Origin of the sequence: Selenomonas sp. oral taxon 138 str. F0429 (assembly GCF_000318175.2) — a bacterium.
Taxonomy (GTDB): domain Bacteria; phylum Bacillota; class Negativicutes; order Selenomonadales; family Selenomonadaceae; genus Centipeda; species Centipeda timonae.
In genome coordinates this window covers 339,332-363,346 of the sequence record NZ_KB290930.1, presented here as the reverse complement: position 1 = coordinate 363,346, position 24,015 = coordinate 339,332, and the positions used below count along the sequence as shown (strand labels likewise).

Annotated in this window: 22 protein-coding genes and 1 pseudogene; 22 read left to right on the top strand and 1 reads right to left on the bottom strand. The window is 55.7% G+C overall.

Annotated features, from left to right (window positions below; translation table 11 throughout):
• Window positions 1–10 precede the first annotated feature (10 nt).
• Window positions 11–1,252 carry a nucleotidyltransferase family protein gene (locus HMPREF9163_RS03240; protein WP_037345819.1) on the bottom strand — a complete coding sequence of 414 codons (1,242 nt, stop codon included), beginning with the start codon at window positions 1,250–1,252 and terminating at the stop codon, window positions 11–13.
• Between the two features lie 161 nt (window positions 1,253–1,413).
• Between HMPREF9163_RS03240 and mnmA the strand changes: the two genes are divergently transcribed.
• From mnmA to pcrA, 22 genes and pseudogenes are all read left to right on the top strand, one after another.
• On the top strand, window positions 1,414–2,499 hold the full coding sequence (gene mnmA, locus HMPREF9163_RS03235) for a tRNA 2-thiouridine(34) synthase MnmA (protein WP_198142765.1): 1,086 nt from the start codon (window positions 1,414–1,416) through the stop codon (window positions 2,497–2,499).
• 35 nt (window positions 2,500–2,534) lie between these two features.
• Window positions 2,535–3,584: a hypothetical protein gene (locus HMPREF9163_RS03230; RefSeq protein WP_009440225.1), complete on the top strand. Its 1,050-nt coding sequence runs from the start codon at window positions 2,535–2,537 to the stop codon at window positions 3,582–3,584.
• An 11-nt stretch (window positions 3,585–3,595) separates the two neighbouring features.
• A complete protein-coding gene (locus tag HMPREF9163_RS03225; protein ID WP_009440224.1) occupies window positions 3,596–4,441 on the top strand; it encodes an NYN domain-containing protein in 846 nt (281 codons plus the stop codon).
• A gap of 11 nt (window positions 4,442–4,452) precedes the next feature.
• Window positions 4,453–4,854: a DUF3783 domain-containing protein gene (locus HMPREF9163_RS03220; RefSeq protein ID WP_009440223.1), complete on the top strand. Its 402-nt coding sequence runs from the start codon at window positions 4,453–4,455 to the stop codon at window positions 4,852–4,854.
• On the top strand, window positions 4,854–5,795 hold the full coding sequence (locus HMPREF9163_RS03215) for an ABC transporter substrate-binding protein (protein ID WP_037345908.1): 942 nt from the start codon (window positions 4,854–4,856) through the stop codon (window positions 5,793–5,795). Before HMPREF9163_RS03220 ends, HMPREF9163_RS03215 begins: the two co-directional genes overlap by 1 nt.
• Window positions 5,795–7,249 carry an aminotransferase class I/II-fold pyridoxal phosphate-dependent enzyme gene (locus HMPREF9163_RS03210; RefSeq protein ID WP_009440221.1) on the top strand — a complete coding sequence of 485 codons (1,455 nt, stop codon included), beginning with the start codon at window positions 5,795–5,797 and terminating at the stop codon, window positions 7,247–7,249. Before HMPREF9163_RS03215 ends, HMPREF9163_RS03210 begins: the two co-directional genes overlap by 1 nt.
• Before the next feature lie 3 nt (window positions 7,250–7,252).
• The gene (gene speE / locus HMPREF9163_RS03205) at window positions 7,253–8,113 is read left to right on the top strand and encodes a polyamine aminopropyltransferase (protein WP_009440220.1); all 861 of its coding nucleotides are present in this window, start codon (window positions 7,253–7,255) and stop codon (window positions 8,111–8,113) included.
• Window positions 8,094–8,975 (top strand): agmatinase, encoded by an 882-nt coding sequence (speB, locus tag HMPREF9163_RS03200; RefSeq protein ID WP_009440219.1) that lies wholly within the window; start codon window positions 8,094–8,096, stop codon window positions 8,973–8,975. Before speE ends, speB begins: the two co-directional genes overlap by 20 nt.
• Before the next feature lie 73 nt (window positions 8,976–9,048).
• The gene (gatC, locus tag HMPREF9163_RS03195) at window positions 9,049–9,339 is read left to right on the top strand and encodes an Asp-tRNA(Asn)/Glu-tRNA(Gln) amidotransferase subunit GatC (RefSeq protein WP_009440218.1); all 291 of its coding nucleotides are present in this window, start codon (window positions 9,049–9,051) and stop codon (window positions 9,337–9,339) included.
• A gap of 12 nt (window positions 9,340–9,351) precedes the next feature.
• Entirely contained in the window at window positions 9,352–10,818 is a 1,467-nt protein-coding gene (gatA, locus tag HMPREF9163_RS03190) for an Asp-tRNA(Asn)/Glu-tRNA(Gln) amidotransferase subunit GatA (RefSeq protein WP_037345813.1), read from the top strand.
• Window positions 10,815–12,254, top strand: a complete 1,440-nt coding sequence (gatB, locus tag HMPREF9163_RS03185) for an Asp-tRNA(Asn)/Glu-tRNA(Gln) amidotransferase subunit GatB (protein ID WP_009440216.1) — start codon at window positions 10,815–10,817, stop codon at window positions 12,252–12,254. The genes gatA and gatB overlap by 4 nt, the downstream gene beginning before the upstream one ends.
• Window positions 12,255–12,313: 59 nt before the next feature.
• A complete protein-coding gene (locus tag HMPREF9163_RS03180) occupies window positions 12,314–12,982 on the top strand; it encodes an HAD family hydrolase (protein WP_009440215.1) in 669 nt (222 codons plus the stop codon).
• Window positions 12,979–14,379, top strand: coding sequence for a 23S rRNA (uracil(1939)-C(5))-methyltransferase RlmD (gene rlmD, locus HMPREF9163_RS03175; protein WP_009440214.1), 1,401 nt, complete (start codon window positions 12,979–12,981; stop codon window positions 14,377–14,379). The genes HMPREF9163_RS03180 and rlmD overlap by 4 nt, the downstream gene beginning before the upstream one ends.
• Window positions 14,380–14,577: 198 nt before the next feature.
• Window positions 14,578–14,772, top strand: a complete 195-nt coding sequence (locus HMPREF9163_RS03170; RefSeq protein ID WP_009440212.1) for a hypothetical protein — start codon at window positions 14,578–14,580, stop codon at window positions 14,770–14,772.
• A 58-nt stretch (window positions 14,773–14,830) separates the two neighbouring features.
• Window positions 14,831–15,103 (top strand): annotated as a pseudogene (locus HMPREF9163_RS03165) (type II toxin-antitoxin system PemK/MazF family toxin); the annotation flags it as partial.
• A 146-nt stretch (window positions 15,104–15,249) separates the two neighbouring features.
• Window positions 15,250–16,152: a ribosome biogenesis GTPase YlqF gene (ylqF, locus tag HMPREF9163_RS03160; protein ID WP_009440210.1), complete on the top strand. Its 903-nt coding sequence runs from the start codon at window positions 15,250–15,252 to the stop codon at window positions 16,150–16,152.
• Window positions 16,153–16,157: 5 nt separating this feature from the next.
• Entirely contained in the window at window positions 16,158–16,919 is a 762-nt protein-coding gene (locus tag HMPREF9163_RS03155) for a ribonuclease HII (RefSeq protein ID WP_009440209.1), read from the top strand.
• Between the two features lie 23 nt (window positions 16,920–16,942).
• On the top strand, window positions 16,943–19,114 hold the full coding sequence (locus HMPREF9163_RS03150) for a hypothetical protein (protein ID WP_198142764.1): 2,172 nt from the start codon (window positions 16,943–16,945) through the stop codon (window positions 19,112–19,114).
• A 90-nt stretch (window positions 19,115–19,204) separates the two neighbouring features.
• Window positions 19,205–19,534 (top strand): EscU/YscU/HrcU family type III secretion system export apparatus switch protein, encoded by a 330-nt coding sequence (locus HMPREF9163_RS03145; protein ID WP_009440207.1) that lies wholly within the window; start codon window positions 19,205–19,207, stop codon window positions 19,532–19,534.
• Window positions 19,531–19,887 carry a YraN family protein gene (locus HMPREF9163_RS03140; RefSeq protein ID WP_009440206.1) on the top strand — a complete coding sequence of 119 codons (357 nt, stop codon included), beginning with the start codon at window positions 19,531–19,533 and terminating at the stop codon, window positions 19,885–19,887. Before HMPREF9163_RS03145 ends, HMPREF9163_RS03140 begins: the two co-directional genes overlap by 4 nt.
• Before the next feature lie 133 nt (window positions 19,888–20,020).
• A complete protein-coding gene (locus HMPREF9163_RS03135; RefSeq protein WP_037345808.1) occupies window positions 20,021–21,667 on the top strand; it encodes a putative manganese-dependent inorganic diphosphatase in 1,647 nt (548 codons plus the stop codon).
• 97 nt (window positions 21,668–21,764) lie between these two features.
• Window positions 21,765–24,008, top strand: coding sequence for a DNA helicase PcrA (gene pcrA / locus HMPREF9163_RS03130; protein WP_009440203.1), 2,244 nt, complete (start codon window positions 21,765–21,767; stop codon window positions 24,006–24,008).
• Window positions 24,009–24,015 lie beyond the last annotated feature (7 nt).

Sequence of the window (24,015 nt, the reverse complement as noted above, 5' to 3'; positions counted from 1 at the left end):
ATTCCTTTCTTTATGTAAGAAATTGTGGTGACATGATAAAATCTGTGCGCCGTCTGCCGTTCATAGGAGTCGGGCAGGTCAGCAGACGTAGCTCGGTCGCGCGGGTATCAAAGGCGAGCATGCGCTGCAGCGGTGAGAGCGTTCTTTGCGGCTGACCGCGCTCCGCGGACGACAGGAACTCCGCCGTACGCGTGATAATGGGGAGCTGCCCCTGCTGTTTCATCATGCGCAGCAGTTCGCGCCCGCGTGTATTGAACGCAAGGGGGTGGATGTTTGCGGCACCGCTCGTATCAAAATCCTCCGCCTGCGCTTTGGTGAGATGCAGGAGCAGATGGACGATCAGGCGTGCAATGCGGCTCTGCGGATAGCGCTTTGTTGCAGCATTTCTGAGGAAATCGCTGTAATCCTGCGCTGTTCTGCTCTGTATGAGGCGATTCTCAATGCCCTCGGCAATGCCATAGACCTCGGTCAGTGCGGAGCTGTCTGTCACGAGGAGGAGGTAACGCAGAAGGTCAAGGAGTGTATTTTCCTGCGGCAGTCCTCGCGCATGTGCCGCACGGAGATCGTCCAGTACCGAGGGCATGAGGCTCTCGCTGAGCTCTGCCCACGGCGGCGATGATGAGGCGAGCACCCGACGGATGGAAGAGGCGCTTGTAATGCCGGCATGAAGATGTGTGTCGCGATGCTGCGCCGTTCTCCGCCGAATGACGATGGGAACAATCTGCGGTGCCAGAAGCCGCAAGGCACGCAGATATTCGATGGCGAGGATGTTGTTCGGCGCACGCAGCATTTCTTCGGAGAGTATCGCATCTGCCGTCAGTGCGCGCGTGAGTGCTCCTGCGTACGAGTGACCCTCGTCCATATGCTTGCGCAGGCATCTCTGAACGGGCTCTGCATCAATTCGTGCCGCCGCATTGACGAGTGGCGCGAGTTCCGCTGCCTCCATGCCAAAGGCAAGGTGACTGACAATGCCGAGGCGGGAGAGGAGTGAGATGCCGCCTCGTGCAAAGTCCTGTGCACTGCGGCAAGCAAAGACAAAGGGAAGCTCGAGCACGAGATCTGCGCCTCCCTCTACAGCATGACGCGCGCGCGTCCATTTATCGAGGACAGAAGGCGTACCGCGCTGTGTGAAGCTGCCGCTCATCACAGCGACAACTGCGGCGGAGGGATATTGCTTCCGTATCGTTTCGATCTGGAAGCGATGCCCGTGATGGAAGGGATTGTATTCGGCAATGATGCCTATGATCTGCATGCCCATCCTCCCCGCATTTATTTTCTCTCATATTCTAACAAAAAAAACAAGATTTGGGTAGGTCTGCAATGGAAATACAATTTCTTGTATTTTCAAGGCGCGAATGCTATACTAAACGAAAATTTAAGTCATGGGAAAGCAGGGGGATATTGGATCGTAAGATGAAGCAGGAACGTGTCTTGGTTGCAATGAGCGGAGGAGTGGACAGTTCGATGACAGCAGCGCTGCTCCTTGAGCAGGGCTATGATGTGATTGGTGCGACCATGCGTCTCTCAGAGGACAGCCGTGAGGCTCTGTCGGAGGAGAATAACGGAGAGATGCCGAGCAGTATTGTCGACGCGCGGCGCGTGGCAGATGTGCTTGGCATCCCGCATTATGTGGTCGATTTTATGGCATCGTTCGAGCAGACGGTAATCGGCTATTTCCTCGATGAATATCAGCGCGGACGTACGCCGAATCCATGCGTTGTCTGCAATCGTCATATCAAATTCGGAGCACTCCTCCAAAAGGCAGCAGAACTCGGTGCCTCATATATTGCGACGGGGCATTATGCGCGCGTTGAACGCGGTGCGGATGGCATATATCGCCTGCGGAAGGCGCAGAACTATGCAAAGGATCAGTCCTATGTGCTCTATCATCTGAATCAGGAGACACTGGCGCATATCCTGTTTCCGCTCGGCAGCTTCAGCAAGGATGAGACACGACGTATGGCGGAGGAATATCATCTACCCGTTGCCCACAAGGCTGAGAGTCAGGAGATCTGCTTTGTCCCTCATGATGATTACAAGGCATATCTGCGCAAGAAGCGTCCCGCATCTGTTCAGCACGGCGAAATTGTCGATCAGTCGGGGAATGTGCTCGGCATGCATGAGGGTGTTTCGTTCTACACCATTGGACAGCGCAAGGGGCTTGGCATCGCTGCGCCTGAGCCGCTCTATGTGACTGCGCTCGATCCTGTCGAGAACCGTGTGATTGTGGGGGCGGCAGATGAGGTATATGCACAGGAGCTCATTGCATCGCATCCTCTCTGGACGATGTGGGATGTGCTTCGCGAAGAGCGTACGGTGCACGCAAAGATCCGCTACGGGAAAAGGGAGGCGACGGCAGTCGTTTCACCGTACGGGGATGACAGTATATGCGTTCGTTTTGCAGAGCCGCAGCGTGCTGTAACGCCGGGGCAGTCAGTTGTATTTTACGAGGATGATATCGTACTGGGCGGCGGCGTCATCGATGAGGTGATTGCCTGACCTTCCGGTAAAGTAAATAGGGAGAGGGGATTGTGATGATGAGCCGAACCATGAAAGCAAAGGTCGCATGTGCTGTACTGCTTGCCGTTGCAGTGCTGCTATCGGGGCTATTTTGGTATTTCCGCATCTATACGAAGACGCCGGAATATGCGCTCCGAACCATTGAATCAGCATTGGATCAGCATGACGAAGCTCTTTTCCTGCGCCATGTCCAATTGGATGCTGTGTTGGACACGGGATACGATGACTTTATGACGGGTACGATGGATGCGGAGTTCGGTCATTCGCACGAGGCATCGGCAGCGCTTGAGGATTTTTCCAAAATGCTCAAGCCCGCATTTATCAGCATGCTCAAGGATGCAGTACATACGCGTCTGACAACGGGGGAATGGCCTTCTGTCAATCCTGCGGATGAGGCTGCAGATACGGAGAACATTCTCTCGCGCATCGGCGTACGTGACTTGACATTCCGCGAGATCGCGAACCTGACGCAGAATGATGAGGCGCAGACCGCCGAGGCAGATGTCATCGCACATCAGGGAGAGGCAGACAGCGACTTCACGTTCAAAATCCTGCTCGCCCCCTCCGAAGAGGGGGATTGGCAGGTTGTATCCATTCAGAATCTGCATGAATATGCCGTCGTATTGCAGCAGGCGCGCCGTCTGCGCATTGAATCCTATCTCGAGGAGAGCAATGCCATCATCGCACGTCATGACCAGACGGTGGGCGCCGCTCAGCTCCGCCTCTACTCCGTCCTTGGTGCGGGTGCGCTCGGCAGTCAGGCAACGCGCGATATGGCGCGTCAGATCATGGAGCAGGACATCCTCGCGGACTGGCAGGAGCGGAGAGACGAGCTCTCTGCTGTCTCCGTGCCGCGCAGCATGCAGAGTCTGCAGCAGCTGCGCCTCAAGATCTGCGATCTGCATATTGCATATGCGCAGGGCTACGCAACATGGATGACGGATAAGAATGCAGCGACCATTCGTGCCGCCGAAAACAGTCTGCGTCAGGCGGAGGTACTCGAAGTGGAGGCGTCGTTCCTCGTACAACGCGCGAAGCGATCATTCGGAGATAAAATGGAGTAAGGGGAGAGAGTATGCTCGACTCGAGCAATGATACGGTGGCAATTCTCTACGATATTGAGAACGCACCGATTGAAATGCTTCAATATACAATCGATCAGGCACAGCGCTATCAGCCCTGCCGCATGATCGTTGTCTCGGACTGGGAGGCGCATCCCGAGCAGAAGCGATGGGATCGGCTCATGGAATACCCGGATCTGACCTTTCGGCAGATCAGCCGCACCTTCTATGGAAAGAACTCTCTGGATTCCGCGCTCTATGATGCGGCACAGATGCTCTATCAGGAAGGTGTGCGCAAATACTTTATCATTACAACGGACTCGGATTTTGTGGACATTGCACAGTCCCTGAATGCGGAGGATCCGTCCTATATCGTTGGCGTTGGAACGAAGCAGGCAAGCGAGGATCTACGCAATGCCTACAATGAATTTTTCGTCTATCCGCCAGAACCGAAAACGATGGGAAAGACAAAGAAAAAGGATGTGCAGAGTGCAGAGGTGAAGAACGTGGCAAAGAAGAAATCATCAGAGGATAAGAACGCAAAGCAGAAGCCGACGGCTGAGCAGACGGCAAAAACAGCAGAAGTGAAAAAAAATACAGGAAATTCTCCAAAGAAGAAAGCAGTGGCCGAAAAGCCCGCAGAAGAGTCGACGAAATCCGCATCCAAGGCAAAGAAAAAGCAGGCGCAGAAGACGGCGCCTCCTTCTGACGCTGTGCCGACGCCGGCGATGAACGGCTTTTTGACGGTACGTCTGCCGAAGACGTTGCGTAGCTCGCTCGAGCAGAAGATGTTGGAGGAGGAAGTCTCTCTCGATGAACTCGTGACCTATCTCCTTATGCGTGGGCTTGCGTCAAAGTAACAGGAACTGTAATGATGAAAAAAGAAGAGCGTGTCCTGCTCTATCAGTTCCCTGAGGAGCAGATTGTGACAGCGCACGATGCGCTTCGTGCGCTTGGTATTCGCGTGCAGATTCTTCCCGCAGATGCGTGGCGTGAGAAGGTCGGCTATCTGCTCGGATATAAGGGCTATAAAGCCGCATTGCCTCAGGAGGACACGTATTTTGACTTTTCGCACCGCCTGCTTCTGCTCGAGCATATTCAGGGGAAGCGTCTGACGAAGGTTCTCCTGGCACTTGAGGAGGCCGGCATCCCACGCATTACGTATAAATCGGCGATCACGCCCTACAATACGCTGTGGACACTGCGCTATCTGTGTGAGCATATGGCGAAGGAGCACGCGGCGACCGGAGGAGACCGGGAGGGAGATATATGATGAAGAGATTTCTTGCAGCAGCACTTTCCTGCTTGCTGCTCCTTATGGCGGGCTGCGGAAGTCAGCCGCAGGAGAAGGAGAAAAACCTCTCAAAGCTGACCATCGGGCTCATGCCCGATACAGACTCCATTCCGTTCATCATCGCCGCAGAACATGGCTATTTTGCGGAAGAGGGCGTCGAGGTGGAGCTCGTGCCGTTTAAGAGTGCAATGGAGCGCGATGCGGCACTGCAGAGTGGGAATCTTGATGGTGCAATCTCCGATCTGCTGGCCGTCATCTTTGCTCGCTCGGGTGGCTTTGCCGTTCATGCGACATCCTACACGGACGGGAATTATAATCTCGTTGCCGGCGGGAACTCCGGGATTGCTGCATCTGCTAATCTGCGCGGCAAGGAGATCGCCATTTCCCGCAATACCATCATCGAGTATGTGACGGATGAGATCCTTGCGGTCAACGGCATTGAGGAGCAGGATGTCTCGAAGGTTGTCATCCCGCAGATTCCCGTGCGCCTCGAGATGCTCCAGAGCGGAAATCTCGCAGCCGCAGTCCTGCCCGAGCCGATGGCGAGCGTTGCTGTTGCGTCCGGAAGCCGTTATGTGACGGGGTCGGGTGAGCTTGGTATCAATCCAGGCATAATTGTGTTTTCGGATACCTCCATTCGGGAAAAGGAGGCGTCCATACGTGCGATGTACCGTGCCTATAACAAGGCTGTCAACTATCTCAATAATACGCCGCGTACAGAGTATATTGATCTCGTGATGGAAAAGAGTGGCTTTCCCGCGCCCGCCCGCGATGCACTTGAACTCAAGCCCTATCGCTCTGCTGGTATGCCTGCACAGAAGGATGTGGAGGAGGCTGTGCACTGGGTCAAGAGCAAGGATCTGGCAGAAGACTACAGCTACGATGACCTTGTATCGAAACTGCTCGCGGAGGAGAAGTAATGCCATATCTCTCCCAGACGAGTGCCCCCATTCAGGAAGCATTGGAGCGCATGAAGCGCGCGCGCCTTGTCCCGTTCGACGTGCCAGGGCATAAGCGCGGGCGTGGGAATCCGGAGCTTGCGGCATTCCTTGGCTCAGCTTGTCTCGATGTCGATGTGAACTCCATGAAAATGCTGGACAATCTCTGTCATCCCGTCTCTGTGATTCGGGATGCAGAGATTCTTGCCGCAGAGGCATTTCGCGCTGCGCACGCATTCTTCATGGTGAGCGGTACGACGGGCTCGGTACAGGCGATGGTGCTCTCGGCGGTGGGGCGGGGTGATAAGATCATCATGCCGCGCAATGTGCATCGCAGCGCAATCAACGCACTCATCCTCTGCGGCGCCATTCCGATCTATGTCAACCCTGGGATCGATGATACGCTTGGTATCGCACTCGGTATGCGCGTCGAGGATGTGGCGGCTGCGATTGCATGCCATCCCGATGCCAAGGCGGTATTTGTCAACAATCCGACGTATTACGGCATCTGCTCCGATCTGCGCGCGATTACAAAGCTTGCACACGATCACGGAATGAAAGTGCTCGTAGATGAGGCGCATGGAACGCATCTCTATTTCAGCGATCGACTTCCAACAGCAGCCATGGATGCGGGTGCAGACATGGCTGCGATCAGCATGCATAAATCCGGTGGCTCTCTCACGCAGAGTTCGATTCTGCTCTGTGCCGATAGTATGCCGCTCGGCTATGTTCATCAGATCATCAACATCACACAGACGACGAGTGCGTCCTATCTGCTCCTGGCGAGTCTTGACATCAGTCGGCGGAATCTTGCCCTGCGCGGTCGGGAGGTGATCGACAAGATCATCGATCTCGTCGCTTATGCGCGCGATGAGATCAATGCCATTGGCGACTATTATGCCTACGGGCATGAGCTGATCAACGGGTCTGCCGTATACGATTTCGACATGACAAAGCTCTCCATCTTTACACGCTCGACGGGGCTTGCCGGCATTGAGGTCTATGACATCCTGCGCGATGACTATGACATTCAGACGGAGTTCGGCGATATTGCAAATCTGCTTGCATATGTCTCCGTCGGGGATCGTCCGAAGGATGTGGAACGCCTTGTGGCGGCGCTCGCTGAGATTCGGCGCAACTACCGCAAGGATTCGTCCAAGACCCTCAGGATGGAGTATATCGATCCCACCGTTGTCTGCGGACCACAGGATGCCTTCTATGCGGAAAAAGAGTCACTTCCGATTGCAGAAACCTGCGGGCGTATATGCAGTGAATTTGTCATGTGTTATCCACCCGGTATTCCGATTCTCGCACCGGGGGAGCAGATTACGGAAGAAATCCTGACCTATATTCGCTACGCGAAGAAAAAGGGCTGCCAGATCACGGGGCCCGAGGATATGAGCATACAGAGGCTCAATGTGATGACGGAGCGTTAGACTATGGAATTTTGGTATACGGAACAACATACGCCCGATGTGCGCTTTTCGATTCGTGTGAACCGCCAGCTTTACAGCGGCCAGAGCGAGTTTCAGCGCATTGATGTGTTTGAGTCACCCGAGTTCGGGCGATTTTTGACGCTCGACGGCTATATGATGCTGACGGAGAAGGACGAGTTCATCTATCACGAGATGATTACGCATGTGCCCATGTGCGTACATCCAGAGGCTGCGGATATCCTCGTCATTGGCGGCGGGGACGGCGGGACTGTGCGTGAGCTTCTGCGCTATCCGTCCATACGTCATATTGACCTTGTAGAGATCGATGAAATGGTCGTCGATGTCTGTCGGGAATATTTGCCGTCTACAGCTTCGGGACTTTCTGACCCGCGTGTCAGCATTCACTATGAGGATGGTCTGCGCTTCGTACGCAAGCCGATCGATGCCTATGATCTTATCATCGTGGACTCGACCGATCCGTTCGGGCCGGGGGAGGGGCTTTTCACGAAGGAGTTCTACGGGAACTGCTTCAAGGCGCTGCGCGCGGACGGCATTATGATCAATCAGCATGAGAGCCCATTCTACGAGCAGGATGCCTATGCAATGCAGCGGATGCATCAGCGCATTGTCCATTCATTCCCATTCAGTCGTGTGTATCAGGTGCATATACCGACCTATCCATCAGGGCACTGGCTCTTTGGTTTCTCATCCAAGAGCCGCCGTCCCGTGGAGGGCGTGGACTTTGCACGCTGGAAGGCACTTGGCATCAAGACGCGTTACTATAATACCCAGCTACATGCGGCTTCCTTTGCCCTGCCGAACTATGTGGAGGAGATACTCGAAGATGTGGAACCGGAACATTGAAACCTTTCTCGGCTGCGATGGCACATACGAGGAGAGCCATATCGTGATCTTCGGCGCGCCGTTTGATTCGACGACATCCTATCGCCCCGGAACGCGGTTCGCCGCGCGTACGATGCGCGCAGAGTCGTATGGGCTCGAGACGTACAGCCCCTATCAGGATCTCGATCTCGAGGATGCGCGCGTCTTTGACGGCGGCGATTTGGAGCTGCCCTTCGGCGACACCGCGCGTGCACTCGATATGATACACAGCTATGCCGCGAATGTGCTTGCGGACGGCAGACTTCCTCTGCTCATCGGCGGCGAGCATCTTGTCAGCCTTCCTGCGATCCGGGCTGCGGCGGAGAAGCATCCCGATCTCGCCGTGATCCACTTTGACGCGCATACGGATCTGCGCGACGAATACCTCGGCAACCATCTCTCCCACGCAACTGTGATTCGCCGCGTCTGGGATATTCTGGGAGACGGACGAATTCATCAGTTTGGCATCCGCAGCGGAGAGCGTGCGGAGTGGGAGTGGGCGCGCGAGGGACATACGAATCTTCGCCCTTTCACCTTTGACGGACTTGCAGGGGCAATCGAAGCGGTCAAGGATCGCCCCGTCTATCTCACCATTGATCTGGACGTACTCGATCCCTCCGCGTTCCCGGGAACGGGGACACCGGAGGCGGGCGGCGTGACCTTTGTCGATCTCATGAAGGCGACGCTGCGCGTTATCCACGGCTGCAATATTGTCGCCTGTGATATGGTGGAACTCTCGCCGCCGCTCGATCCGAGCGGCACGTCGACGGCAACGGCGCTCAAACTCCTGCGTGAGATGCTGCTCGCGCTCGAGGAGGATTTTATACGACCGCCAACGGCATGATGATTTCCATTTGATACCTGCGGGGCGATTTGGTATAATAATGCGGATATTGCTAAGAAAGATGGTGTAGGTAATGAATGTAACGGAACAGGATCTCACGACTACGGCGCATCTCTCTCGCCTTGCGATTCCTGCGGAGGAAAAGGAAGAGGCGCTGAAATCGTTGGGAGACTTTCTCTCGTATGTGGATAATCTCTCAAGTGTAGATACAGACGATGTGCAGCCGACGACGTATGCTCTGCCCATCGAGAATGTCTTCCGTGCGGACGAGGTGCGCCCGTCCCTTTCCAATGAGGCGGCGCTCTCGAACGCCCCGCTGCAGGAGGACGGCTATTTCAAGGTGCCGAAGGTACTCGAAGGCTAAGGAGGATCTGTTTTGAGTCTATATGAAAAACCGGCGCATATCCTTCACGATATGCTGACGCGCAAGGAGATCTCTGCGCGTGAACTGATCGAGGATGTATGTGCACGCATGGATGCCGTTGAGGGCGAGGTCTGTGCATATCTCTTGGAGACGCGCGAAGCAGCCCTTGCCGAAGCGAATCGCGTGGATACCAAGATTGCGGCGGGAGAGGAGATCTCTTTCCTCGCAGGAATTCCGGGCGCAATTAAGGACAATATCTGTACGAAGTCTGTACGGACGACGGCAGGATCGAAAATATTGGAGAGCTTCATTCCGCCCTACGATGCAACGGTCATGACGAAGCTCCATGCGGAGGATGCCGTCATTCTCGGCAAGGTGAATCTCGATGAGTTTGCAATGGGCGGCTCAACGGAGAACTCGGCATTCCAGCCGACGCACAATCCGTGGGATACGTCGCGCGTTCCCGGCGGCTCCTCGGGCGGCAGTGCGGCGGCGGTCGCGGCGGGCACGGCAATCTGGGCACTCGGCAGCGATACGGGCGGCTCGATCCGTCAGCCGGCATCGTTCTGCGGCATCGTCGGACTCAAGCCGACCTATGGGCGTGTCTCCCGCTATGGGCTCATGGCATATGCCTCCTCGCTCGATCAGATCGGGCCTCTCACGCGCGATGTCACGGATGCGGCACATATCATGAATGTGATTGCAGGGCATGATGTGATGGATTCGACCGCAAGCAAGGCGGCGGTTCCTGACTATACAGAAGCACTTCGTGCAGATGTGAAGGGGCTGAAGATCGGTCTGCCCAAGGAGTATTTTGTTGCAGGCATGGACAGCGAGGTAGAGGCGTCCGTCCGCAAGGCGATTTCCGACTTTGAAGCGATGGGTGCGGAGGTCAGAGAGATCGCCCTGCCGCATACAGACTATGCCGTATCGACCTACTATCTGATTGCGCCTGCCGAGGCTGCGACGAATCTCGAACGCTACGACGGCGTCAGCTACGGCGCCCGCGTGGACGGTGAAGATCTCGTCGACATGATGACACGCACGCGCACGGAGAAATTCGGCGCAGAGGTCAAGCGCCGCATTCTTATCGGCAACTATGCACTTTCTGCAGGCTATTACGACGCCTACTATCTCAAGGCGCTCAAGGTGCGGACGCTCATTCAGCAGGACTTCACGCACGCCTTTGAGGAGGTCGATGTTATCATGACGCCGCCCGCACCGACCCCAGCCTATAAAATCGGCGAGATGTCGAATCCGCTCCAGATGTACTTGCAGGATATTTCGACCGTTCCGGTCAACCTCGCGGGGCTCCCGGGCATCTCCGTACCCTGCGGCTTCACTGCTGCCGGACTTCCCATCGGAATGCAGATCATCGGGCGTCCGCTTGCCGAGGAGACGATCCTGCGCGCGGCATACGCCTATGAGCAGGGACATGACTTTCATACGAAAATGGCGCCGATTGGAGGAAGGGCATGAAATACGAAACCGTCATCGGCCTTGAGATTCACTGCGAGCTCAAGACAAAGACCAAGATTTTCTGCGGCTGTGCCACGGGATTCGGCGCAGATCAGAATACGCATGTCTGTCCCGTCTGCCTCGGACTGCCCGGCGTTCTGCCCGTTGTCAATCGCCATGTCGTGAACTATGCCATCAAGGCGGGGCTTGCGACAAACTGCACGATCAACGGGTACAGCAAGTTTGATCGCAAGAACTACTACTATCCCGACCTGCCGAAGAACTTTCAGACCTCACAGTTCGATCTTCCGATTGCCGAGCATGGTTGGGTGGACATCGACACGGAGGCGGGGAAGAAGCGCATCCGCCTGACGCGCATCCACATGGAGGAGGATGCGGGCAAACTCGTGCACTCCGGCACGACGATCAAGGACTCCGCCTCGTCCAATGTGGACTACAATCGCACGGGTGTCCCCCTGCTCGAGATCGTCTCCGAGCCGGATATGTCCTCGGCAGAAGAGGCGCGCGCCTACATGGAGAAGATCAAGACGATCATGGAGTACATCGACGTCTCCAACTGCCGTATGGAGGAGGGCAACCTCCGTGCAGACATCAACGTCTCCCTGCGTCCCGTCGGCTCGGATGTACTTGGCACGCGCACGGAGGTGAAGAACATCAACTCCTTCAAGGCGCTCGAAGATGCAATCAACTACGAAATCGAGCGTCAGACTGAGGTGCTCGAGGACGGAGGTCATATCATACAGGAAACCCGCACATGGGATCCCGAGCGCGGCATTACCCTCTCCATGCGCAGCAAAGAAGAGGCGCACGACTACCGCTATATGCCAGAGCCTGACCTGCCGCCGATCGTGACGAGCGCAGAGGAGATCGAGGCAATCCGTAAGGAGCTGCCCGAGCTGCCCGACGCGAGACGTGTACGGCTGATGGACGAGGCGGGGCTCTCTGCCTATGACGCAGGGATCATTACGAGTTCGCGCGCAATGGCGGAGTACTACGATGCCATCACTGCGACAGGAGCGGACGCAAAGCTCGCGGCAAATTGGCTGATGGGCGATCTCGCGAAAAACCTTAACGCAGAGGGCAAGACCATCGAGGAATCTCCTGTCGATGCAAAGCGCCTCGGCGAAATGATTCTCCTCATTTCAAAGGGTACAATCTCCTCGAAAATAGGCAAGACCGTGTTCAAGGAGATGTGGACATCGCCCGATGTGCCCGAAAAAATCGTGAAGGACAAGGGGCTTGTCCAGATCACGGATACAAAGGAAATCGAGGATATTGTCGATCAGGTCATCACCGCAAATGCGAAGGCGGTCGAGGACTACAAGGGGGGCAATAAGAAGGCAATCGGGGCACTTGTCGGACAGGTCATGAAGCAGTCCAAGGGCAAGGCAAACCCGCAGATGGTCAACGAACTCTTGGCAAAAAAACTCGGCTGACAGCATGAAAACAGCCTTTCCGCAGGGGAAAGGCTGTTTTTTCAAAGGAGGGTATTTCCATGCAGTATAAAGCAGCTATATTCGATCTGGACGGCACATTAGTAGATTCACTGAATGATCTTGCGGACAGCGCGAACGCTGTTCTCCATGCGCATGGATTTCCCGTGTATGATGTGGAGGCATACCGCTACTTTGTTGGCAATGGATCGCGCAGACTTATCGAGCGGATTCTGCCCAAAGACCGTGCATCGGATGCAGCATTTGTGCGTAATTTTATCGCGGAGTACAAGGAATGCTATGCAGCGCATCTGCTCGATCAGACGAAACCGTATGAGGGCATTATGGACATGTTGGAGGAACTGCAGCGACGCGGCATTCCGATGGCAGTCTGCACCAATAAGCATCAGTCTGCGGCAGAGGCAATCATGGAGGAGCTGTTTCCACGCGAGATGTTCTGCGAAATCATCGGAGATCAGGACGGTCTGCCGCGCAAACCCGACCCGAGCAAGGTGCTTCATATCATGAAGAATATGGGCGTTACAGGGGATAAGACTCTGTATTTCGGTGACACGAGCGTGGATATGGATACGGCACGCAATGCAGGCGCGTTTTCTGTCGGCGTCCTCTGGGGCTTTCGTCCGGCTGAGGAACTGACCGAGCACGGCGCAGACATCCTCCTGAAACATCCAATGGAATTATTTGAAAAGGTGACATTTGCAGAGCGATGAAATCAAAAGAGAAGACGAAGCGATCCGCAGAGATGATTCCCGTCCGCAGAGGACAGAGCTATGAAATCCGCATCGAGCGGCTTGGAACGAGTGGCGAGGGCGTCGGGCGATACGAAAACTTCACCGTATTTATCCCTCAGGCATTGCCGAATGAACGCGTTCTTACTGTAATTGAAGAGGTTAAAAAGACCTATGCACGTGGACGCATCCAGAAAATCCTGCAAGAGAGCCCTGCACGCGTCACACCGCTCTGTGAAATCTACGACGAATGCGGCGGCTGTCAGCTTCAGCACCTTTCCTATGAGGAGCAGCTGCACGCCAAGCGCGCGCAGGTCGTGGACGCGTTGACGCATATCGGCAAACTGCCGCAGATTCTCGTGAACGAAACCCTGCGCGCAGACGCCCCATGGAACTATCGGAACAAGATGCAGTTTCCCATCGGCCTGCATAAGGGGCGGCTCATCGTCGGCTGCTTCGCGCAGGGCAGCCATCGTATCATCAACACGGAGAACTGCCACATCCAGCGCAGTGCGAACAACGAACTCGCAAACACCGTGCGCGAGGTTGCCGAAAAACTGCACATCTCCGTCTACAACGAGGACACGCACAAGGGTATCCTGCGCCACATCGTCGGACGCGTCGGACGTGGCAACGAGCTGATGGCAGTCATTGTCACAGCGACCAAGCAGCTGCCGCATGCCAAAGATTTTGTCCGTCTTCTGCGCGAACGGCTACCGCATCTCGTCAGCGTGCATCAGAACATCCAGACCTATCGGAACAACGTCATTATGGGGCGTGATACCGAGTTGCTGTGGGGCAGACCAACCATTTTGGATACCTTGGGACGGCTGAACTTTCACATCTCCCCGCGCTCCTTTTTTCAGGTCAATACGAGGCAGGCGGAGCGTCTCTACGAGCAGGCACTCGCCTATGCCGATCTGCACGGCACGGAGACCGTCATCGACGCCTACTGTGGAACGGGTACGATCACCCTCTTCCTTGCACAGAAGGCGCGTAAGGTCTACGGCATCGAGATCGTGCAGCCCGCCATCCTCGATGCGCGGAAAAATGCACGCGACAATCACGTGAAGAACGCCGAGTTCATCGTGGGGGACGCCACTGCCGTTATGCCGGCACTCTACAAGCAGGGTATTCGTCCCGATGTCGTCGTCGTCGATCCGCCGCGTGCCGGCTGCACCGAAATCGTCCTCCGCACCTTCGCCAACATGAAACCGCAGCGCATCGTCTACGTCTCATGCAATCCCGCCACACTCGCGCGTGACCTCGCCATATTAAAAGACCTCGGCTATATCACGCAGGAAGTCCAGCCCGTAGATTTATTTCCGCAGACTTCGCATGTTGAAAATGTGGCGCTTCTTATGCGAAAATCCATTTGAATGGACATCGTGAGAAAATGATTTTCGATGGAAACACGTGGAAGACAAGTATTTTACAGTACATTCTTCACTTTGCCGGAGAGATAATCTACAAAGGTACAGCCTATATCCCCGGACGGTTTTTATCTTAATCACTAACCATCTATCATTATCTGTATAAATCTGATATAATAGGGATAAACATAGGAGGTGGACGCAATGCGAGACTTTCAGAAATTCATGGAGAAGCATCGCCGTGAAATGTATGCAGTGGCGTATGACAACTGCAAGCATGATGCGCAAGGGCATTGTATCTTCCCAAAGGATGATCCTTGGATGAATGATACGGTGTGGGATGCCGATCAGCACGAGAGCGATCATCAGGAGGCTCGGTACGTTGCAGCGGCGAATTAAAGAGCGCGAAGTATGGTCTGCTTGAGTTCGGTATGAGGATCACCCCGATGAGGGGAAGTATCGTCCTGTTCTGGTTATTGATGTTGATGGCGATAGAGCCGTCGTAATGTCAATTCCGTTCACTTCGACAGTGCCGCGAGACGAATATGACATCGAGGTGTTTGACTGGGCAGAAATTCCCTTGAAGCATATTTCGACAGCGCGGATCAGCAAAACGATCGTCATTCCCGTATCTGACTTTCTGAAGAAGCTCGGGAAGGTATCTGATGATGATTGGGACAACATAACTGATCTGCTCATGCGGTATATGGAGCGTCATGGAATCGAATAGAAAAATTTCGTTTTGACCGTCCGGAGGTGATGCTCCGGGCGGTTTTATGGTATAGTATAGATAATGATGAATTATGATTTTCTTGCACCATATATATTCGCATGATGATGAACGCCAGTAAAATCAAAGTCTGAGAGGAATATATAATGATTGATAATGACCACGTAATCGACATCCCGAGCCTGCAATGGTACCCGGGGCACATGCGCAAGGCAGAGCGGCTCGTCAAGGAGAATCTGAAGCTTGTGGATGTGGTCTTAGAGCTGCTGGATGCGCGGATTCCGCTGAGTTCGGCGAATCCCGTTCTGCGTGAGATCGTGGGGGAGAAGCCGCGCCTTATCGTGCTCAACAAGGCAGATCTTGCGGATGAGGCGGCAACGCGCACATGGGTAAAATATTTTGCGGCGCAGGGGATCACGGCAGTGCCTGTGGATGCGGTGAAGGGGCACGGCGTGAAGGAGCTCGTACAGGCGATTGCAAAATGTGCAAAGCCGAAGACGGATAAACTCGTTCAGTATGGTGCAAAGGCGCGTGCGGCGCGCTGCATGATCCTCGGCATCCCGAATGTGGGCAAGTCCTCCCTCATCAACCGTCTGTCGGGCGGAACGAAGACGAAGGTGGAGAACCGCCCCGGCGTGACGCGTGCAAAGCAGTGGATCAGACTCGGAGCGCAGTTGGAACTGCTCGATATGCCGGGGATTCTCTGGCCGAAATTCGAGGATCAGCAGGCGGCGCTTCACCTCGCATTTACGGGCGCAATCAACGACAATGTCTACGACGTGGCGAGCGTCGTCCTCCTGCTGCTCAATACGCTGCGGGAAGCATACCCCGCCGATTTGGCGGCGCGCTATCGCATGGAAGGAGACCTGCCGTCCGGCACAGAGCTGCTTGAGAAAATCGGACGAAGACGCGGCTGTCTGCGGGCGGGCGGAAAGATCGACTACGAAAAGGCGGAACAGATCGTGCTGACGGATTTTCGCAGCGGACGCCTCGGTCGCGTCACATTGGATTCCTTGCCTGACATGTCATTCGACGGAGATGTGCGGTAAAGGAAATGGAGAAAATGACGATAAAAGAAATAGAGAACGTATTTCTCCAAGGCGATGCCCCAGCAGAGTTCATCGAACTCTGTCGGCATGACTCAAGAAAATCGGTTCAGACAATTCTATGTCGCTACGAAAGGGCACAGAAGGAACGTGAGCGGTTGCATGCGATGTATGCATATGAGCGCGCTGCAGCAGAGGCGGGACGCACGATTGTTGCGGGCGTAGACGAGGCTGGACGCGGCCCTCTCGCAGGTCCCGTTGCCGTTGCCGCCGTCATTTTGCCGCAGGAATGCCATCTACCGCGCCTCAACGACTCAAAGAAGCTCTCTGCTACCGTGCGCGAGGCGCTGTACGACGAGATTGTCAATGCTGCGATTTCCTATCACGTCACTCTGATTGATGCAGAGACGATTGATCGCATGAATATATTGCAGGCAACGCGGATGGGGATGTACGAGGCGATTGCCGCATTGTCGCCTGCGCCGGACGAGGTCCTGATCGACGCGGTAGAGCTTCCGAAGCTCACAATGCCTTCAAAGTCCATCATCAAGGGGGATGCCAAGTCTGCGTCGATTGCGGCGGCATCCATCATGGCGAAGGTAACGCGTGACCGCCTGATGAAGGAATACGACAGAGAATATCCGCACTATGGCTTTGCAAAACATAAGGGCTACGGAACGCGCGAACACATTGATGCCATCTGCACGCACGGTGTATGCCCCTTGCATCGCAAATCCTTTGAGCCGATCCGCTCTATATTAAATGAATAGAAAAGGCTGTGAATACCGTGTCGATGGAAGCAAATACAACAACTGCATCTGCCGCAATTACCTCCACTCCGCGGATTACGCCCGGGCGTACGCCCGAGGGAGTGCAGAGCCGCGGTGATCAAGGGGATTCGTCTGCTGCGTTCAGTCAGCGGACGAATGTCTCGATTGAGACAGCCATCGACCATATATCGGATGTTCTCTCGAAGATCAGCGGACGCCAACAGACGAATGTGCAGCAGATGCCCGCCGAACTCAAGGAAGTCATCCAGAATATGATACGGCAGTCCTTTTCCATCGAGACGACGCTCGGACAGGGACTCGGCAGCACAGCCGCGAGTCAGCGCTTTTCGACCGATCAGCTGACGACGCTTGCGCGCATGCTCAACCAGCTCGGATCGATGGCGGAGACAGAGGGGAGTATCCCGCGTGTCGGAGACGATCTCGCGGCGCTTCTGACGGGTCTGAAATCCGCGCTTGCAAAGGAATCTGGCGCAACATTCGAGCCGATCATGCTGACAAAGGCAGCGTTCCAGCTCCTCGACACAGGAAACTCAGAGCTGCTGCCGAAGGAATTGCAGACATTTCTTGCCCAGCTGAACGCGCAGGGCTCTGCCGCCACATCTGGTGGAGCAGGTTCAACCTCGCTTTCCTTTTTGAATCAACTCGTTCAGCTACTCATGCCACGCAATCCGTCAGGCACAGCCACAGCTCCGCAGCCGACGAATGCGAATATGCAGGGCGACGATGCACAAAATACTCTTGCGCCATCAGCAGGCGGGCAGGAGACGCGGACTGCTTCGTCTGCGCAAAATACAAATGCGCCACTCTCAGAGGACGGACTGCCCGAGCAGCAGATGACACGCACGCAGACGGGGACGGCACCCGAGGCGATGGCAAAGGACAATACGTCTGCTGCTGTCCGACAGGTGGCGAATATGCCGCAGGAGGCCGTCGGAAAGGCGGCAGATATGATGCCGCAAAATGTCGTAAAGGGCGCGGGCGAAGCCCCTGCACAGTCCAATACTTCTCCTACGCAGCATGCACAGGCATCCTCCAATGAGGCGGGCAGCGCACAGAAAGCGATGACGAACGAGCTGCCCCAAACGGGGACGACACCCGCCGAGCGTGGACAGAATACTGCATCACCGACAGGGAATACCAATACGCCCTTGCAGACGGGCAAAGAGCCGACAAATACAGTGCCACGTCAGGGCGACCCTGCCACCACTCCTGAAAACAAACCTTCCGCAGATGTGGGCACACGAGCATCAACCAACACGGAAACACAGATGCAATCCGCAAAATCCGCTCCGCAGGGAGAGGGGGCGGCGCAGTCCGCACGTCCACAGACGGGCGCTGAGGCGGAACTTGCTAATGCAGCAAAATCTCCGTCACAAGCCGCTGCACAGATGAAGTCCCCCGAGATGCAGACTGCGATTCCGCGCTTCTTCACACAGACGATGGAGAACACGCCGCAGACGATGAATGTCCTGCGCAATCTCGCACAGACTCTCCTGCAAAACGAGAACATTAGCCAACGCGAGGCACTTCTGCTGCAAAATTTTGTAAATGGCCGCAGTCAGACGATGAGCGAGGGAGATGCGAAGCAGCTGCAGCAACTCATCCAGCTGACGCAGGCGAATATCCCCGGCACGGTGCGTCAGGCGGCGTTCGAGCAGCAGCTTCCCGACCTCCCGCGTCTCTGGGCATTCATGCAGATGGCGGATATCGTAAAGACGCGCAGGATGACGGCGGAACAATACAAGCGTGCGGGCAGGGATGTCGCCGCACTCGCCCTCACCATGCGCAACGCGCTCGAGGGCGAGAATGCCGCGCCTCAGCCAGGGCAGCGCTCGATGAACTTCGTCATGCCGCTCTTTATGGGTGCATCCGAATATCCCGCCTACATCCACGTCTACGATGAGGCGCATCAGGACGAGGAAACGGATCGCATCAAAAAGGAGACGTGGCTGCGCATCTGCGTGCTCACGGACAACATCGGTACGGTGGAGCTCATCAACCGCATCTACGAGAAAAATCACGTCGATATGCGGCTCTATTTCTCCGACGCAGACGCGGCATGGGAGTTTCGCAATGCGCTCGACAGCATACGGGAGACGGCGGACGGTACATCGCTCGTCATCGAGGGCATCCAGATCGGCGCAATCGGTGAGCGCCGTTTCTTTACCAACTGACGGAGACAAGTCGCGTTCCCCGCTTGACGGAGAACGCTGCGCCTCTGTATAATATGGACGAACGATAGTAGGCACAAGGATGGGTGAGAGATGGCGGAACATTGGGATCAGGACACTTCGCCTGTCGAGGATATGCCGGAGGCAGAGGAACAGCGCGCCGTTGCAATCAAATATGATGTGAAGAACGACCGTGCCCCGCGAGTGACGGCAAAGGGGCGCTCGCTTGTCGCTGACCGCATTCTCGCAGAGGCAAAAAAGAACGGAATCCCCGTCTATCAGAACAAATCCCTCGTCAATATGCTGATGGCGCTCGAGATCGACCGCGAAATCCCGCCCGAACTCTACCGTACGATTGCGGAAGTACTTGCACACGTCTACCGCATTGACCGCCACATGGGTGATCGGAGACCCACGTCATGAGCAACAAGACGCTCGGCGATCAGGGAGAATCCTGTGCTGCAGAGTATCTGCGCCGACAGGGCTGCCGCATCCTCACGCGCAACTATCGGTGCAAAATCGGCGAGATCGACATCATCGCAGACGATCATGGAACACTTGTCTTTGTCGAGGTGAAGACGCGCCGCATTATCCGCTGCGGAACGCCTGCAGAGTCGGTTCACTACCGTAAGCGTCAAAAAATCGTACAGACGGCATATTGGTACCTGCGTGAGCGCCATATGGAGAACGCGCATTGCCGTTTTGATGTGCTTGAGGTCTACGCTGTCGGCGACACATGGACAGTACACGCAATCAAGAACGCATTTGAGGTATAGTTTTAGATGTCGGCGTATTCCTGCGAGCGCCCACATCTTTTTATTTTTGCAAAAATTGAATCACATCCGTGAGTATGCTATAATGGGAATCAAAGTGTGCGGCATGTGGAAGCCGCGATAGGGAGGTATCATCTTGAATGTTGCAAAGCCGATCTACGTCATCGGGCACCGCAATCCGGATACAGATTCCATTTGCTCTGCGGTCGGATACGCGCATCTGAAACAGGCGATGGGCGTCAATGCTGTTGCGGCACGTGCCGGTAAGGTGAATAAGGAGACGAAGTTCGCACTCGAGTATTTCCATGTCGAGCAGCCGCTCCTCATTCCCGATCTCTATCCGCGCGTCAAGGACATTGCGATGGACTGCAAGATTGTCGTTCGTCAGCACGACACCCTGCGCAATCTGGGCGAGGTGCTGCGCGAGAACGATCTGCGCTCGATCCCCGTGACGGACAGCAAGGGCATTCTCGTCGGCATCGTCTCGGTCAGCGATCTTGCAAAGCGCTATTTCCAAGAGCTCGGCATGACGAATCTCTCGGATATGCGCGTGCGCTATCGCGACATCATCCGTGCAACGGACAGCAATGTGCTCGTCGCCGGGGAAGAGGGCGAGACGATCAAGGGACAGATTCGCATTGCCGCCGGCAGCGTAGAGACTATCCATAAGCTCATCAAGGAAAACGACATTGTGCTCGTCGGCGACCGTCGGACAGAGACGATTCTCGCCTGCATTCAGCAGGGCATCGCCTGCTTGATTGTGACGGGAGATGGGCGCGTGCCCGCAGAGGCACTTGAGGAGGCAGAGGCACGCGGGATCTTCGTGCTCTCGACGCCGTATGATACCTATACTGTGGCGCGTCTCATCAACCAGTGCGTCCCAATTCGGCGGATCATGCACGACAATCCCGTCTGCTTCAAGCCGCTCGACCTCCTCTCGGATATCAAGGGGACGATGGAGGAGACGAATTTCCGCAATTACCCCGTGCTGGAAAACGGGCGCATCGTAGGCCTTGTCAGCCGCGACCGCCTCGTTGTCTCGGAGCCGGCGCAGGTCATCCTCGTGGATCACAACGAGCGCAATCAAGCGGTCGAGGGGATCGAGGAGGCGAAGATCATCGAGATCATCGACCATCATCGCTTCGGCGGCATCAGCACGAGCGAGCCGATCTACACACACGCGGAGCCGGTCGGCTGCACGGCGACGATTGTCTCGAATATGCACTGGCAGAACGACATCGACATCCCGCCGTCGATCGCAGGACTTCTGCTCTCGGCGATCATCTCGGATACCGTGCTCTTCAAGTCCCCGACCTGCACGCCGAAGGACAAGAAGGCGGCAGAACGACTCGCGGACATTGCAAACGTCGATCTGAACACCTACGGACTCGAGATGCTCAAGGCAGGCTCCAGCATCGGCAATATGTCTCCGATGGAGATTGTACGCAACGATCTCAAGGAATTCACCATCGGTGCATATCGCGTCATTGTCAGTCAGACCTCCGTCATGGATACGAAGGAAATCATGGCGAAGGAGGACGAGCTCCTCGCTGCGATGAAGAGCATCTGCGACTCCGAAGGGTTTGACCTGAGCCTCGTCATGATTACGGACATCCTCGAGGAGGCGACCTATCTGCTCTTCACGGGATCGCCGCGCACGCTGATCGGCGAGGCTTTCCGCAAGGATACGAGCGGGACGCATCTCTATCTGCCCGGGGTCATGTCGCGCAAGAAGCAGATCATCCCGCCGCTCTCGGAGGCGGTCAAGCGGATCAAGACGTAACGGTAAATATTTCTATGACGGCAGGGGCGGAGTTGGCCAGATGTGGCGGCCCCGCCTTTCTTATTGCAGGAAAATTATTGCAGGAAAAGGAGTTTCCATGGATCTATTTCAGGGGCTGAACGAGCCACAGCAAAAGGCCGTTGCCTGCCTTGAGGGACCTCTCCTCATCGTGGCGGGCGCCGGCTCCGGCAAGACGCGTGTACTGACCTTCCGCATTGCAAACCTCTTGGAGCAGGGGGTTCCGCCGTACCGTATTCTTGCCATCACCTTCACGAACAAGGCGGCGCGCGAAATGCGCGACCGTGTGGACACGCTGATCGGGGATGCTGCGCACGATGTCTGGCTGAGCACGTTCCACTCCTTCTGTGCCCGTTTCCTGCGCATGGAGATCGAGCAGCTCGGCACCTATGCGAAGAACTTTGTCATCTATGATGCCTCGGACTCAAAGGCGCTGATCCGCGAATGCCTGAAGGAATTGAATATCGACGAGAAGCATACGGCACCGGGCGCCGTCCAGTCTCATATTTCGGATGCGAAGAACCGCCTGCTTGATGTCAAGGCATTCACGGCACAGGCGACGGATTTCTTTGCGGAGCAGGTGGCAAAGATCTACGAGCTCTACCAGTCGAAGCTGCGCGCAAACAATGCACTGGATTTCGACGATCTGCTCATGCTGACGGTGGAGCTGCTCACAAATAACGCTGGGGTGCGTGAAAAGTACCAGAAGAAATTTCACTACATCCTCGTGGATGAGTACCAGGACACAAACGGCGCACAGTATGCGATTACGAAGCTGCTTGCCGAGGGACACCGCAATATCTGCGTTGTGGGTGATGCGGATCAGTCGATCTACGGCTGGCGCGGTGCGGACATGAGGAACATTCTGAACTTCGAGCGCGACTATCCCGAAGCGACGGTGATCCTGCTCGAGCAGAACTACCGCTCGACTAAGAACATCCTCGCAGCGGCGAATGCCGTGATTGAGAACAATCTGACGCGCAAGAAGAAGGAGCTCTGGACGGACAATCCTACGGGTGATCCCATCACCGTCTATGAGGGCGGGACGGAGAAGAACGAGGCTGCCTTCATCGTGCGCGAAGTGGAGCGTCTGCACACGATGTTCAACGCGAAATATGGCGATATTGCCGTTCTCTATCGTACGAACGCACAGTCCCGCAACATCGAGGAAGCGTTCTACGCAACGGGCATTCCGTATTCCATGGTCGGCGCGGTGCGCTTCTATGACCGCCGCGAGATCAAGGACATCATTGCCTATCTGCGCGTGATCTACAATCCACGCGATACGTTGAGCCTCCTGCGCATTATCAACGTGCCGAAGCGCGGACTCGGTCAAACAACCCTCGGGCGCATGATCGAGAAGGCGGCGGAATATCGTATCTCCCTCTTTGAACTTATCACGGACGAGCAGCTCCTCAGCACGATTCCAAAGCTCTCTGCAAAGGTAAAATTCGAGCTTGAGGATTTCTCCGCCCTCGTCTTTACCTACATGGGACAGCTCGGCACGCGGCCATTGCACGAAATTGTCGAGGACATCATTGAGGAGTCGGGCTATGCCGCCGCACTCGAGGACGATCCGAAGGAGGACAATCGCGACCGTCTCGAGAATCTGCGTGAGTTTATCAGCGTGGCAAAGAATTTCGAAGACGGCGCGGAAGAGGGAGAGAACGGGCTGGAGGATTTCCTCGCACAGATCTCGCTCATCTCCGACGTGGATGAGACGGAGCAGTCGGAGGGCAGCGTAACTCTCATGACCTTCCATGCGGCAAAGGGACTGGAATTCCCGACCGTCTTCGTGGCGGGCATGGAGGAGGGGCTCTTCCCGCATTCACGCACCCTGCTCGACGATACGGAGATCGAGGAGGAGCGGCGCACCTGCTACGTCGGCATTACACGCGCCGAGCGCCGTCTCTATCTCACATATGCGCGTCAGCGCACAATCTACGGGCGGACGGAGATGTCGCGCCCCTCGCGCTTCCTCGCGGAGATTCCCGAGGAGCTTGTGGAGCATAAGACGGCGGATTTCTTTGCGGATGCGGGGAGTTCACACGGGCGTTCCGATGTATGGGGACGCGGCTGCGGCGGTGGTCGGCGCTCCTATCTGCCCCCGCCGCCGCAGCATACAGCAGAGGACGGGAGTGTCATCCGCCCCGACACAGAGACGAAATTTGCGGCAGGTGACGCCATACGCCACAGCAAATGGGGAGACGGGCGCGTTGTTGCAATCAGCGGCTCGGGCGAGGACGCAGAGCTGACGATTGCGTTCCCGGGCGAAGGAATCAAGAAATTCATACAGAAGTATGCACCAATTTTGAAGCTGTGAGGAAGAT